Raw genomic sequence first — 15,126 nt, 5'->3', positions numbered from 1 at the left:
GGAGTCAATAAATGAATGCGATAACGGAACAGCAGAGCCTTGCCCATTGGCCGCTTAGCCCTGAACAGCGCGCAGTGTTGGTGGCGGCAGAAGCTAATGAAAATGACACCCAGCAGGCAGCATCGGCGCAGGATAATGTCATGGTGGTCGATATCCAAGGTGCGCTTGATAGCTCGCGGCTGGAGTGCGCACTGAGCGACCTGAGGCAGCAGCATGAAGCCCTATCGACGGCTTTGAAGAGCGTGGCCGGGTACCGGGGGCTGCGACACCAGGCGCTTGAAGAACTACCTGCTATTGAGTGGCGGTATGAGGACTTACGTGGCAGCGATGACAAAGCCAATGGTGTTCGTGACTATAGCGAGGCATTAAAGCTCCGGCCCATGACCGTTGAGAGTGGCGAACTGCTGCGACCAGTGCTGCTGCAAACAGGTGAAACTACCTGGGTATTAGTACTGGCTGTTTCGGCGTTGGTGGCGGATCGCGGCAGTCTGCAGTCGCTGTTCTCAGCGTTGGTGGATACTTACGATCAGAGGGGCGGAGCCGATGATGAGTCGGGGCTACAGTATTCCCAGTTTATCGAATGGCGCGCTTCTCTCGAAAACGACGATGACGCCGAAGAGGGTCGTGAGTATTGGCTAAATCACCAGCAGCATGCCGAGCAGGCAGGGGCATGCCGTTTACCTGCGAGGCAAGCGAATCACTATGACGTGCGGGTAGAGCATGAATATGTGGTCTGTCAGCTCGGACCAAGCCTAGTAGCGCGTATCGATAGCCTAGCAGATGGGCTTCAAGTATCCGCAGAGGCAGTATTGCAGGCGGCCTGGTGGGCGCTACTCGCCAGGATTAGCGACAACGAGAGCATGCTGGGCGGCTGGCAACACGACTGCCGCCAGGATTACGAGGTGATGCAAGGGGCAATCGGGCTCTTCGACAAGGTGCTGCCGGTGCTGGTTGAAGGTGTCGCTGATAGTGACTTCTCTAGCTGGATCGCCCGTTTATCAGAGCAGTTAGAGGCGCATACCCAGGCTCAAGAGTATTGGTCAATTGATGCGCTGCCTGATAAGCGCCACCTCGCAATGGGGTTCGCATTTTCAGAAGGAGTGAGTGAGTTAGATACGTCGGGTTTGCAGTGGCGCTTGCGAGAATTGCCAGGGCCATCGGCAGAATTTGAACTTGCCTTGCACGTTGGCCGCAATGAGAGCGGGGCAGTGGCAACGCTCTACACCGACCCATCATGCTATAGCCGAGCGGCGGCTGAGTGCTTGCTGGATCAGTTCCAGACGCTGCTTCAGGCGGGCCTAGCTGACCCTGCGCAAAAGCTATTTTCGGTGCCGCTTATCTCCCCTGAGCAACAGCAGGGATTACAGTCGATTGAGGACAGTGAGCTCGACGTGGGCGAGCGTAGCGTAGCTACCCATATCGCTGCCTGGGCGGCCTCGACGCCAGATTCCATTGCCATTGAGGAGCAGGGCCGCACGCTGAGCTACGCCCAATTAGAAGCCCGCATTAATGGTATCACGCGGTGGTTGGATAACCAGGGCGTCAAACATGGAGATTACGTAGCGCTCAACTTGCCCCGTTCCACCGATTTGGTCGTGCTGCTACTGGCAGTATGGCGTGTAGGTGCCGCCTACCTGCCGCTCGACAATGAGTGGCCCGTAGACCGTAAACGGCGAGTGCTTGAGGATGCCCAGCCCGCGCTAGTGGTGAGCGCTGAAAACGCCGAGGCGGAACTAGCAGCACAGACCCTTCCCGGTATCCCCACTGTAGGTCTGCCACAGGAAGTGCAAGAAGCGGGTAGCGCATTGTCGTTTCCAGAGCAAGACCTCAGCGACGTGGCTTACCTTCTCTATACCTCTGGCTCCACCGGCACGCCAAAAGGTGTGGTAATTGAGCATGGTCAACTGCTTAATTACGTCGCCGGTGCCACAAAGGCTATGGAGCTATCGGCATGCCAGCGCTGGGCATTGACCGGGGCGCTGGCTACCGATCTGGGCAATACGGCACTGTTCGGCGCCTTGTTCAATGGTGCCCGCCTGGTGATCGTCGCACCGGACGATATGCAGGATGGCGACCACTTTGCGCGCTTTATGTCGTCGACCAATATCGATGCGCTCAAGATAGTGCCGTCTCACTTGGAGGCCCTGCTGGAGTGCGAGGCGCCCCAGTTGCCGAAAACACTGATTCTTGGCGGCGAGGCCGCTTCACCTGCCTTGCTTTCGAGCATTGCGCGGATTTCCCCTGAGTGCCAGCTATACAACCACTATGGCCCTACAGAAGCCACGGTGGGCGTTATGGTGCACCCGGTATCGCTGTCGCAAGATATTACAGGCCCGCTCCCGCTAACCCAGCTGCTGCCGAACTGCCGCTATCGTGTGCTTGACGATAACTTGCACGCGATCCCCACCGGTGCAGTAGGTGAGCTGTATCTGGGCGGCGCCCAACTGGCGCGCGGCTATCTCAATAGCGATGCTTCCGCGTTTGCCGAAGATCCCTTTATTCCCGGTGAGCGTCTCTATCGCACCGGCGATCTGGCGTGTGTGCTGCCCGAGGGTGGCGTACGCCTTATTGGGCGAGCCGACGATCAGATCAAGCTGCGTGGTTTCCGGATCGAACCGGCGGAAATCGAAAGCGTGTTGCAAGCACGGCCAGGGGTTAAGCAGAGCCTGGTTCGCCTGATGGGTAGAGGCGGTGATACCCCGGAACTCGTAGCGTTCCTGATCGCTGACACCGAGGTAACGTCCGTTGAGGGTCAAGCTCAGCTTCGCGAGCAGCTGGCTGTGCTACTGCCTGAGCCTATGCGTCCTTCTCGTTTTATCCCTGTTGAGCATTTCCCTCGCCTAGGTAACGGCAAGGTAGACACCTCCGCGCTGGAAGCCTTGGCCCAAAATACCGCGGAAAGCAAACCCTTGGTGAAGCCCCGAGATGCCGTGGAAGCCAATCTGTGCCAAGCCATGGCTGAGCTGCTTGGTCGCGATGAGATCGGTATTGATGACGACTTCTTCGAGCTGGGTGGGCACTCCTTGCTGGTGATCAAGCTGGTAGCCCGCATCCGTAAGCAGTTCGGCATCGAGATAGCTCCCGGCGTGGTATTTGATCATCCCACTGTCGCCGAGCTGGGTGCCGTTCTACGCGAGAGTGAATACGGGATACAGGAAGAGGTACACCCTTCCTTTCAATCGAATAGCAGTCTCTAGTTAAGGATTCAGCAATGGATGGTATGAGTCAGGAATCTCTAGCCGCTAATCAGAGTGGGCGGTATCAAGAGAGTATTGTAGCGCGCACCCAGGTAGGAGAGCACGTTCCTCTCTCTTTCTCTCAGCATCAGTTATGGCTACTGCAGAATATGGAGCCAGGGTTGAGTGCCTATAACCTACCTCGGGTCTTTCGTCTGAAGGGGAGCGTGAATCCTGAGGCATTGGAGCGAGCTTTTCAGGCTGTCATTGCACGACATGCCGTACTGCGTACTCATTTCGTCGAACGAAACGGGGAACCGATGCAAGTGGTTGCCTCTGATGCGAAGTTCGAACTGCAGTGCGAGAATTTATCAATGCTAACGCCAGCGGAGCGAGAAGCTCGGCTGGCCATATCCATTAATGAAGTTACAAACCATGTCTTTGACCTTACCGCATCACCGGCCTTAGTGGCGAAATGGATAAAAGTGGGTGATCAAGAGCAAGTGCTTGCGGTGTGTATGCACCACATCGTTTCCGATGCGTGGTCGAACCCTATTCTTGCAAAGGATTTGACAGCGGCTTATCGCTTGGCAGTGGCATCTCAGGAAGAGGTCTTTCTACCAGAACTGAAAATCCAATATACAGACTATGCAGCCTGGCAACGCGAGAGATATGAGCGTGGTGAGTTTGAGAAAAGTTTAGCGTATTGGAATAGTTATCTGGGTGACCAAGTACCAGACATCGAGCTACCCACTGACTATAAGCGCCCTGGGGTGCAGATGTTTTCAGGTGCTCGTTCTTCTATAGCGTTGCCTGCTGACCTTGCTAATGCGCTGCGACAACTCTGTCGGAAAGAAAAATGCACGCCATTCATGATTCTCTTAGCGGCATGGCAAGTCCTACTGGCGCGCTACAGCGATCAGATGGAGTTCGCTATTGGAGTACCGCACGCTGGCCGACCGTTCGATGAGCTGCAAGACCTGATGGGCTACTTTGTTTCGACCCAAGTATTTCGTGCCAACTTATCGCCCGCTATGACACTTCGCGATATCGTCCGGCAGGTTAGGAAAGATGCGCTCGGATTGATGAATCATGCAGAGTTGCCCCTAGAGATACTATTGGAAGCTCGTAGTGAGCAGCGCGATCCGTCACGCAACCCACTGTTTCAGATTATGTTTGGCGTACAGATGGATGGCGACGCCGAGCAACTGGAATTTGATGGCGTTATTGCTGAGCCAATGAGGGCAGAAAATGGCACGACTAAGTTTGAGCTTTCCCTTAATTGTGTAATAGGAAAGGAAAGCGTTCAATGCGATTTGGAGTATCGTACCGATCTCTTCGAGCAGGGGACTGCTGAAAAGCTGCTCGAGCGCTACCAGCAGGTGTTGACGACGCTCTGCGAGAATCACAGCAGATGCCTGGGAGAGCTGGAAGTCCTCGGACCCTGTGAAAGACGAGAGTTGGCTGAATGGGGAGTCAACACTAAGGAATACTCCGATGCTGAGCCAGTCCATCATTTGATTGAGAAACAAGCGGCGGCAACCCCTGAAACCATGGCGCTGGTATTTTCAGATCTGACACTCAGCTACGCCGAACTCAACGCTTGTGCCAATCAATTGGCTCATTATCTGATCGGACTAGGTATAAAACCCGAAACTCGAGTGGGCATCTCGGTGGAACGCTCCATCGAGATGGTGGTGGGGCTACTGGGTATCCTCAAAGCGGGTGGTGCTTATGTACCACTAGACCCAGGTTATCCGAGTGATCGGTTGGCCTATATGGTCGAGGACAGCGGTATTGAGCTGCTACTTACCCAGCAACACCTTCGTGAGTCGTTACCAGTAGCCGAAAACCTGAATGTCATCGAACTGGATCAGTTGGATGTGACGCATCATGCGTCGACCAATCCAAACGTGGCCCTGCACGGCGAAAATCTTGCTTATGTGATCTACACCTCCGGCTCCACCGGGCGGCCCAAGGGTGCAGCTAACCGCCATCACGCGTTGACTAACCGCCTACAGTGGATGCAGGAGGCCTATGATCTAACGGCCGACGATACGGTGCTGCAGAAGACGCCGTTCAGCTTCGACGTCTCGGTGTGGGAGTTCTTCTGGCCGCTGATGCAGGGCGCGCGGCTAGTGATGGCGCCACCAGGCGCCCATCGCGAGCCGACGCAGTTGGTCGAATTAATACGTACCCACAAGATCACCACGCTGCACTTCGTACCTTCAATGCTTCAGGCCTTCCTGGCGCATGGTGAGGTCGAGACCTGTACCAGCCTGACGCGTCTGGTATGCAGCGGCGAAGCGCTACCGGCAGAACTACAGAATCAGGTATTTGTTCGGTTGCCTCGCACGGCGCTCTACAACCTCTACGGCCCCACCGAAGCAGCTATCGATGTTACCCACTGGACGTGCCAAGACGATGGGCGCAGCCAGGTAGCGATTGGCCAACCGATTGCTGGTATTCGTACCTATGTGTTGGATGGCGATCTTAACTTGGTGCCGCCTGGCGTCTCGGGGGAACTCTATCTCGGTGGTCTGGGCTTGGCACGGGGCTACCTGCATCGCCCTGACCTTACCGCAGAACGTTTTGTCGCCGATCCGTTCACAGAGGGCGAGCGTCTCTACCGCACCGGTGATCTGGTGCGCTGGCGTGACGATGGCCAGCTCGAGTACCTGGGCCGCCTCGATCACCAGGTGAAGATTCGTGGCCTGCGTATCGAGCTGGGTGAGATCGAGGCCGAACTGCTCGCTCAGTCGGCGGTTCGCGAGGCGGTGGTGGTCGCCCAAGAAGGTTCGGGCGGCTCTAGGTTAGTCGCTTATGTGGTGCCCCAAGCCGACAGCGAACTCGATACTAGCTCATTACGTGAAGCGCTGGGTCAAACGCTACCGGACTATATGGTGCCGGGAGTGCTGGTCTCGCTTGACGCACTGCCGCTGAATGCTAATGGGAAGGTGGATCGCAAGGCTCTGCCCGAGCCGGGCCTTGCCAGTGGCTCGCAGTATGAGCCGCCTCAAGGTGAGGTGGAAAAAGCGCTGGCGGAAATCTGGTCAGAGATACTTGGCGTCAACCAGGTGGGCCGCCATGACAACTTCTTTGAGCTAGGTGGCCATTCGCTATTGGCTCTAAAAGCGTTGGAGCAAATGCGCCATCGGGGACTGACGGCGGAGGTACGCACGCTGTTCCAACACCCGGAACTGACAGCCTTTGCCCAGGCGATTGCACAGAAGCCAGAGCAGCAGGAATGCATCATCCCGCCTAACCGTATCCCCCACGGTTGTCAGGCTCTCCAGCCTGAGATGTTGACGCTAATCGAGCTTAATGACGAAGAGCTTCGTGAGGTCGAATCGGCAGTGCCCGGCGGTGCGAGTAATATTCAGGATATCTATCCGTTGGCACCGCTGCAGGAGGGCATTCTCTTCCATCATCGGCTGCAAGAAGAGGGCGATGCCTATGTCACCCCGCGTCTGCTTGGCTTCGACAGCCGCGAACGGCTGGAAGCCTTTACTGCCGGTTTTAACCAGCTGGTTGCCCGCCACGATATCCTGCGCACTGCCGTGCTTTGGGAAAATCTGCGTGAGCCGGTGCAGGTGGTATACCGGCATGCTGAATTAGCCCTCGAGTGGCTAAACGTGGATGATGTCTCATCACAAAGCATTGCTGAACGGCTGAATGCCGAGGTGGATCCTGAGCACCACCGCCTCGATGTGCGCCGAGCCCCTATGCTACGGGCGGTGGCTGCATACGATGCCGAGCAAAACCGCTGGCTTTTGCAACTACCTAGCCACCACCTCGTCATGGATCACACCACCCTTGAGCTACTAGTGGAAGAAATTGCACTGATCCAGCAAGGCCGCGAGGACGAACTGCCCAAGCCGATTCCATTCCGCAACTTCGTGGCGCAGGCGCGCCTGGGGACAAGCGCAGAAGAGCATGAAGCCTTCTTTCGCGAGCAATTGGGCGACATAGAGGAACCGACAGCGCCCTTCGGGCTGCTGGAGGTACGTGGCGATGGCAGCGATATCGAGGAAATGCAGCTGCCGCTAGAACCAGAGTTGGCTCAACAGGTGCGGCAGCAGGCGCAGCGCTATGGTGTCAGCACGGCAAGCCTGTTCCACTTAGCCTGGGCCTTGGTGCTAAGCAAAACCACCGGTCGGGATGACGTGGTATTTGGCACCGTTTTGTTTGGACGTATGCAGGGCGCTGAAGGGGCTGAACGGGCATTAGGGATGTTTATCAACACTTTGCCTGTGCGCATCAAAACGGGATCTAAAACCGTTGATAAGTGCTTGCGGCAGACTCACAGCGCCCTTAGTGCGTTGTTGCACCACGAGCATGCCAGTCTCGGGCTAGCACAGCGCTGCAGTGGGTTACCCGGGGGAATGCCACTATTTACGAGCTTGCTGAACTATCGTTACAACGCACCCCAGACAGAAAGTAGCCCCATTAATGTATGGAAAGGCATGGAGTCTCTAGGGGGGCAGGAACGCACTAACTACCCCATTGGGATGTCGGTGGATGATTTGGGAGAAGGCTTTCGACTGGTGGGGCAGGTGGGGCGTGTAATCGGTGCTAAGCGGCTGTGTGATTACATGCGTTCGGCCGTAGCCGGTATCGTGGCAAGCCTGCAAACTGCATCTCAGCAGTCACTAAGTGAGATTAGCCTGCTAGGAAAAAACGAACTGGAACTGTTGATTGGGTGGGGAGAGAACCCAGATCAGAACCCCGATGCTCCACCTATTTATCAATTGCTTGAGCGCCAAGCAGCGTCAACTCCAGAGGCCACGGCCCTCATCTTCGATGATCAGCACCTCAGCTACGCCGAACTCAATACCCGTGCCAACCGCTTGGCTCATTATCTGATTGGATTGGGTGTAAAACCCGAGACTCGGGTAGGGATTGCAATGGAGCGTTCCATTGAGATGGTAGTAGGATTGCTAGGTATTCTAAAAGCGGGATGTGCTTATGTCCCGCTGGATCCCGAGTATCCCGCCGAGCGGTTGGCCTTCATCGCCGAGGATAGTGGTATCGAGCTGCTGCTGACTCAGCACTACTTGCGCGAGTCACTGCCAGTCGCTGATGGCCTGAACGTTATTGAGTTGGATCAGTTGGATGTCGTGCAGCATGCTTCTACTGATCCGGCGGTGACGCTGCACGGTGAGCAGCTCGCCTATGTGATTTATACCTCAGGCTCCACCGGTCGGCCTAAGGGCGCTGCCATCCGCCATGATGCCCTGACCAACTGCATGGTCTGGATGCAGGAAACCTACCAGCTTACCGATACCGATGCCGTACTGCACAAGGCGCCGTTCGGGTTCGACGTTTCAGTATGGGAGATTTTCTGGCCACTGAGTGTCGGGGCACGTTTGGTGATTGCCCAGCCCGGCGACCATCGAGATCCAGAGCGCATCATCGAACTGATCCAACGGCACGGCGTTACCACGCTCAACTTTGTACCCTCCATGCTCAAGGCCTTCCTGGCCTATCCCGATGTGAAGGCCAAGACGCGGCTCAAGCATATTATGTGTGGTGGCGAGGCCGTTCCCGCCACGCTACAGCAGGAGGTAACGGAGTGTCTTGATGGCGCCCACCTGCATGATCTCTATGGCCCCACCGAAACCACCATCCATGTCACTCACTGGTGGTGCCGTGATGACGCCCACCGCCAGATCCCCATTGGGCGACCCATTAGCGGTACCCGCACTTACGTCTTGGATGATGAACTCAATCTGGTACCACAGGGCGTCGCAGGAGAGTTGTACCTAGGAGGGGTAAGCCTGGCCCGTGGCTATCTCAATCGCAGTGATCTCACGGCGGAGCGCTTTATCGCGGATCCGTTCACGAAGGGCGAGCGTCTTTACCGCACCGGCGACCTGGTTCGCTGGCGGGAGGATGGCCAGCTTGAGTACCTGGGTCGTCTGGATCACCAAGTGAAGATCCGCGGCCTGCGTATAGAACTAGGTGAGATCGAAGCCGAGCTGTTGGCTCAACCGGAGATTCGCGAAGCGGTAGTGGTTGCACAGGAAAGTCCTAGTGGCTCGAGGCTAGTGGCCTATGTGGCGCCTCAAGCCGACGGTGAGCTCGATACCAACGCACTACGTGAAGCGCTGGGCCAAACGCTACCGGATTATATGGTGCCGGGCGTCGTGATCACGTTGGATGCACTGCCGTTGAATGCCAACGGTAAGGTGGATCGTAAGGCGTTGCCTGAGCCGGATCTAGAGGAAATTCGCGAGTATGTGGCACCCTCTACCTCGGAAGCCCAGCAGCTCGCTGAGATATGGCAAGAAGTGTTGGGTGTTGAACGGGTCGGTGAGACCGACAACTTCTTCGAGTTGGGCGGGGACTCCCTGCTGAGCTTGAAAGTGATGAGCCGTGTGCAAGCACTGCGGAAACCTGGGCTTAACTTCAAATTGTTCGACCTGATGCAGAAACCGACCATTGCGGCTCTGCTGGGACTGAGGGGTAACAGCGAGTCGCTGCCCAAAGGGACTGTCATGCTCAACGGTGAGTGTCCCGATCAGCCGCCGCTATTCTGCATCCATGCTGTGATGGGAACGGTTTACGACTATCAACCGTTGGCCCGACACCTGCAGGGAATATGCACGGTCTATGGACTGCCGTGCCGGATGCTAACTGATCCTGAGCATCAAGACTCGTCTCTGGAGGCAATGGCGGATGCCTATGTGGAGACGATACGCCGCATACAGCCCGTGGGGCCCTATCGGCTGTTGGGATGGTCCCTTGGTGGGACATTGGCAGCGATGATTGCGGCACGACTTGAAGGGCTAGGGCAAGACGTAAATCAAGTGGCTTTGATAGATCCCTATATACCTGGCGATGGTCTGCATAGCGAGGATAGCTGGCAGCGAGATCTTGTTAGTTTCTTGTCGGTCATACTACCAGGTGTTTCGCTTGAGCCTCTCAGTGATGATGAGGAAAGGAGTGAAGAACCGAATGAAGAAGAGATTGTCATCAAATTGGAGAGAGCAGTTACATCATCCGATAAAAATGGCCGTGAGGGTTACGCGACACTGGGTAGTGAAGAACTAGCTCGAATATTCTGTGTGGCTCGGCACTTGAAGCATCTTTCACTACAGCTTGGTGCCTTGTCACCATTGCGTTGCAGTGTAGACTGCTGGTGGGCAGATGGTAGAATGAAAGGACAGCGCCAAGCGCTCAATCAACAATTGGGTCAGCTACCTAAGTGTTCAATCAAACTATCCGAAGACCATTTTTCAATTATCACTAGTGAAATCTTACTTACACAAGTTTCGAAAGTGATAATGAAAATGAATAACTTTCGAGATATGGATATAATCAATAAAGTAATGGCCTAAGTTTCAGTTGAATTGGGAAATTCTCTTCCCAGCCGTCTGCTGGGAAGAGTCAACCAATTACTACAGCAGGTGGCTCTCACTAGTTAGTAGTGCAGCAGTAAAAGACTCAGCAAATTTCAGTGCTGACGGAAGTGCGCCTATTGGCCAGTAGTTGGCTTGAAGATAAGTTATTTTTTCTTCACGTTGGCTAATAAGCTCTCTCCAGATAGCACTGCTTTCTAATTGTTGACCAATCCTATCTTGATAGGCAGGGCTCTCTATAATAAATAAATGTCCTTCTGATCTTGCAAGTGCATCAATAGATACAACTGATAGACCAATGTCACTCGTGGGTCGATCCCATGCATTCGTTAAACCTAATCGATCAATAACGCCACCTAATAAACTATTCTTTCCGTAAACCCAAGCATGCCGATCATCCCTAAATTGAACAAGAAGAATGGTTTTATTCTTGTCTTTTATTTTTCTATTTAAAGTATCTAGCTGCTGATTTGCTTGTGTGATCACCACCTGAGCTTCATCGGTAAGATCGAGATGCTCCCCTATTTTAAAGGTGAAGTCGATAATTTCTTTCCATGGATTATTCGTAAAAGGGTAGAGTGATATATCAAGAGTGGGTGCGATATCAGAAAAATGCTGCAATAATATTTGATTGCCTCCTATTAGAAGCTCAGGTTCATGGTCTGCAATTAGCTCTAAATTTGGCATGGGTTTTAATCCAATGTCGATCCCTTCTCCTGTTATAATTTCATTTCCGGTCCAATCCTGATAGTTCCTGAGTTGAGCCACTGCTAATGGAGATACACCCAGTATGCTAAGCGTTTCAGCAACGGCCCAGTCAGAAGTAACGGCTGGGAGTGGAGTAGAACCTAAAGAGCTATTTGAAGAAAATAATATAACAAGTAATAACAAAAAGCGTTTTTTACGCATGGCCATATTTCAAATTTTCGGTGTAAAAAAAACCCGAAAATACAACTTTCGGGGCTCGTTGGTTGGGGGTCACCAATCGTAGGAAACTGTTGCTATAACATTTCTTCCCGTACCATATCGGCAGGAGTCTCCGAAGAGGCCACAATTACTGACGTACTCTTTGTCTGTAATGTTGTTAGCATTAATTTGCGCATGCCAACCTTCAAAACTGGCATCGATTTTTGAGAAGTCATAGCTCAACGCTGCATCAAACAGTGTTGTAGATGGAAGTGAGTTTTCATTAGCGCTATCGTAGAAACTTGAGCCCATGTAGCGTACGCCGGCTCCAAGTCCTAAGCCATTAAAAGTTCCACTGTTAACGTTATAATTCGCCCATAAGTTAGCCATGTTTTCAGGTTGGCCAGTTGGCGTTTTTCCTTGATTACCGCTGTTGCTTTCGGTGACCTCAAGATCTAGGTGAGTATAGCTTGCAACCAAGTCAACGCCAGACGATAGGCTTGCTCTCGCCTCTAGCTCCAGGCCTCTGGAATTCCATTCTCCAGTCTGTTTACTAAAGCCAGGGTTATCTAAATCAGCTGTTGTCACATTCTGACGCGTGAGGTCAAAAATTGAGCCGATAATAGAAAGATTGCCATCGTTCGAGAGGTATTTTATACCAGCCTCGTATTGCTGGGCTGTTTCTGGCTCAAAAGCAGAACCATCGGCAGCTTGGTCTACGACAGGTAAGAATGATGTCGAGTAACCAATGTAAGGTGTTATCCCATTATCGGCAGTGTAAGCGAGTCCTGCTCGATAAGTAAATTCGTTATCAGATGCTTCTTCTTCTGTATCGTCAGTCCTGTTGCGATTAACTTGGCTGCTCCAGTCATGGCGGCCGGCAAGTGTCAAAGCCCAGCGTTCGTCTATTTTGATTTGATCTTGAAGGTATAAGCCCGTTTGTTCTAGCTCTTGCTCAACACTAGCTGACTCTGAAACTTTCGGATTCGTAGTGCCATAAGTGGGATTAAAAACGTCCAAAGGCGCAACGTCTTGGACTGACAAGTAAGTTATGTCGTTGTTGGCTTTTTGCCAATCTAACCCAACAAGTATAGTATGTTCGATGTCATAAGTATTAACATCAAACTCTAATTGAGTGTCGGTTGTAATGGCATCAACCTTTTCGTCGCGCCCTAAGCCAAACCGGGGTACTGTCCGTAAGTCATCCATTATTTGTCCAGGGTAAATATTAACAATATCTGTGTCTGCTTCCCGGTAACGTGTGTTTTGTCGAATTGTTACGGTGTTATTAAGTTCATGTTCGAATAGGCTTGCTACTGAAAAGTAGTTTTGTTCAAATTCGTCAGTGCTAGGCTCACCCATAAAACGTGAACGAGGAATTTCACCGTTAGGATTGTTATCCAACGTACCTACACGAGGTAGCGCATAATAAGAACCAACGGTATCCAGCTCCTTATATTCTGCCAGTAACGTAAGAGAGGTTTTGTCATCTGGCGTCCAGGAGATGCTAGGTGCGAGATAGGTGCGATCATTCTTATTAAAATCTACCTCGGCATTTGCATCTCTTAGCAAGCCAACAAAACGATATTTTAGATTTCCCTGCTCATCTAAATAGTCGCTGACATCTGTTGCGATTTGTTTTCGATCATAACTCCCTGTTGACAAACGCACCTCGCCTTGAGGGGTGTCGGTGGGTTTTTTACTAACTAGATTGACAAGCCCGCCAGGCCCCCCTTGTCCATAAAGGACTGAGGAAGGGCCTCTCAGGACTTCAATGCGCTCAAGGCCATAAGGCTCTGAGACGGTTCGCCCCTGATTATTAAACGCAGTGAGCCTTAAGCCATCGCGATAGAAAAGCTCTGTAGCACTAAAACCACGTATAGAAATAAAATCCCGTCTTGGATCTGGCCCGTTAGCCTTACCATCAACGCCTGCAGTGTAACTCAAGGCATCGCCGATAGATTGAGCGTTACGAGCCTCAACTTCATCGCGGGTGATTACAGAAATCGATTGTGGCACCTCATTAAGGGGCGTATCGGTTTTAGTGCCTGTGGCGCTGCGCGTAGCCACATAGCCATCTACCGGCCCTGTAGCCTCTTCATAGATGCGACTTTCGGTTACTTTGACTGTTGGTAGTGTGGTTGAGGGTTCACTACCTGGTGATGAGCTCTGCTCAGCATTTTGTGCAAACGCAGCTGCCGAATAACTGCAGGTAGCCACAGCAATGGCAGCCGTTAACCACCGCTTGCGGAAAGTGGGATGTTGCATGAATGTTCTCCTTGCAATGAGTTGATATTAATTTTTGTAAATACTAATTGTTATTGTTTGTATTATGAATAGCTGTAACCCGATGTCAACACTTGTGAACACCGGGGTTGGCCACTATGGCGCGGGAACTTCTTGCTTACAGGGCGAGGAGGTAGACAAGGCGGTTGTCTGATCTAATGCATCGCAGATTTCGCTTGTCCGCGCTGCCAAAATCGACAACAAGGTGTCGCTCAAGCCATGAGTCGGCTCGCAGCTGCCTTGCAGGAAGATCGCAGGTTTGAACTCAGGCGTGGTGTAAAGCTGATAATGGCGGTTGACGGCAAAGTCAGATAGGTAGTCCGCAACGGGGGCCAGCAGCTGTTTATGGGTGTCGCGTACATAGCCGGTGGCGAGCACCACGGCGTCGTAACGGGTGGACTCCGTGTGGCCGCTTTCCAGGTCACGAACACTTAGCTCAACGCCTGCGGGGCCTGCTTTACTGCCGATCACCTCATGGCGGCGGCGGAAGCGGTGGCGGGCCTGGCCGGTGACTTTTTGCTGATAGAACACATCGTAAATCTCCTGAATCAGCGCCAGGTCAGGAGCTGAGTAGTTGGTGCTTTTGTACTCCTGCAGTAGTGCTTCCCGCTGGCCGGTGGGGTTATTGAACACGTAGTCGGTGTATTCGGGGTTGAAAATCTCGTTGACGAAGGGGCTATCGTCCGAGGGTTTAAAGGCCCATGCCCGGCTAATCAGATCTACCTCAATGCCTTCGCGGCCGTGCAGATCCAGGAATATCTCAGCGGCGCTTTGGCCAGCACCGATCACGGCGATGCGTTTGGGGGCGTCTTGCTTTGCCAGCTCACGAAGGTAGTGGCTGGAGTGGAAGACCCGCGGGTCGTCTTTTAGCCCGGCGAAGCAGTCAGGCACATTGGGCGCGCCGCCTACGCTGATCACCAGTGAACGGGTGAGCCTTTCCTGCACCGCACCGCTCTCATCCCGTGAACGAACGCGGAGGTAGGCGACCTCGTCTTGGTCAGTTTCGGGCAGCACTTCAAATACATCCTCTCCATAGGCGCACTGGTGTTCAAAGTGGCTGGCCGTCCAGCTCAGGTAGTCATTGAACTCATGGCGGCTGGGGAAGAAGGTCTGCAGGTTGATAAAGTCCTGCAGACGGCCTTTGCTGTGCAGATAGTTGAGGAAGCTGAAGCGGCTTTTGGGGTTGCGGGGCGTGACCAGATCTTTCAGGAAAGAAATCTGCATATGGGCATTGTCCAGCAGCATATGCGGGTGCCAGGCAAAGCAGGGCTGGCGCTCAATAAAGAAGGCATCTCTTGCTTGCCCTGACTGGCGTTGCTCGTCGAGCGCAATGGCCAGGGCAATATTGGAGGGGCCGAAGCCGATGCCGATCAAATCGTGAATATGCATAAGCG

The 15,126-nt window shown here is 53.3% G+C and carries 5 protein-coding genes; 2 read left to right on the top strand and 3 right to left on the bottom strand.

The genetic code is table 11. The features are described from left to right. Positions 1-11 precede the first annotated feature (11 nt). Positions 12-3,197, top strand: coding sequence for a non-ribosomal peptide synthetase (locus tag IT895_RS13960; protein WP_199283822.1), 3,186 nt, complete (start codon positions 12-14; stop codon positions 3,195-3,197). Positions 3,198-3,211: 14 nt separating this feature from the next. Continuing rightward, positions 3,212-10,519: an amino acid adenylation domain-containing protein gene (locus tag IT895_RS13955; protein ID WP_199283821.1), complete on the top strand. Its 7,308-nt coding sequence runs from the start codon at positions 3,212-3,214 to the stop codon at positions 10,517-10,519. A 60-nt stretch (positions 10,520-10,579) separates the two neighbouring features. Here the strand turns inward: IT895_RS13955 and IT895_RS13950 are convergent, their stop codons facing one another. The 3 genes from IT895_RS13950 to IT895_RS13940 form a co-directional block, all read right to left on the bottom strand. Further along, positions 10,580-11,449 (bottom strand): ABC transporter substrate-binding protein, encoded by an 870-nt coding sequence (locus IT895_RS13950; protein ID WP_199283820.1) that lies wholly within the window; start codon positions 11,447-11,449, stop codon positions 10,580-10,582. 69 nt (positions 11,450-11,518) lie between these two features. Further along, positions 11,519-13,714: a TonB-dependent siderophore receptor gene (locus IT895_RS13945; protein ID WP_199283819.1), complete on the bottom strand. Its 2,196-nt coding sequence runs from the start codon at positions 13,712-13,714 to the stop codon at positions 11,519-11,521. A gap of 114 nt (positions 13,715-13,828) precedes the next feature. Next, positions 13,829-15,121 (bottom strand): lysine N(6)-hydroxylase/L-ornithine N(5)-oxygenase family protein, encoded by a 1,293-nt coding sequence (locus IT895_RS13940; protein ID WP_199283818.1) that lies wholly within the window; start codon positions 15,119-15,121, stop codon positions 13,829-13,831. Between the last annotated feature and the right edge of the window lie 5 nt (positions 15,122-15,126).

Origin of the sequence: Halomonas sp. A40-4 (assembly GCF_015767635.1) — a bacterium.
GTDB lineage: Bacteria > Pseudomonadota > Gammaproteobacteria > Pseudomonadales > Halomonadaceae > Vreelandella > Vreelandella janggokensis.
This window is presented reverse-complemented; position numbering and strand designations above follow the sequence as displayed.

What these genes read in the sequence shown, in the direction of transcription:
- IT895_RS13945 (WP_199283819.1), bottom strand. Translation starts at nt 13,714, where the DNA reads ATGCAACATCCCACTTTCCGCAAGCGGTGGTTAACGGCTGCCATTGCT.
- IT895_RS13950 (WP_199283820.1), bottom strand. Translation starts at nt 11,449, where the DNA reads ATGCGTAAAAAACGCTTTTTGTTATTACTTGTTATATTATTTTCTTCA.
- IT895_RS13940 (WP_199283818.1), bottom strand. Translation starts at nt 15,121, where the DNA reads ATGCATATTCACGATTTGATCGGCATCGGCTTCGGCCCCTCCAATATT.
- IT895_RS13955 (WP_199283821.1), top strand. Translation starts at nt 3,212, where the DNA reads ATGGATGGTATGAGTCAGGAATCTCTAGCCGCTAATCAGAGTGGGCGG.
- IT895_RS13960 (WP_199283822.1), top strand. Translation starts at nt 12, where the DNA reads ATGAATGCGATAACGGAACAGCAGAGCCTTGCCCATTGGCCGCTTAGC.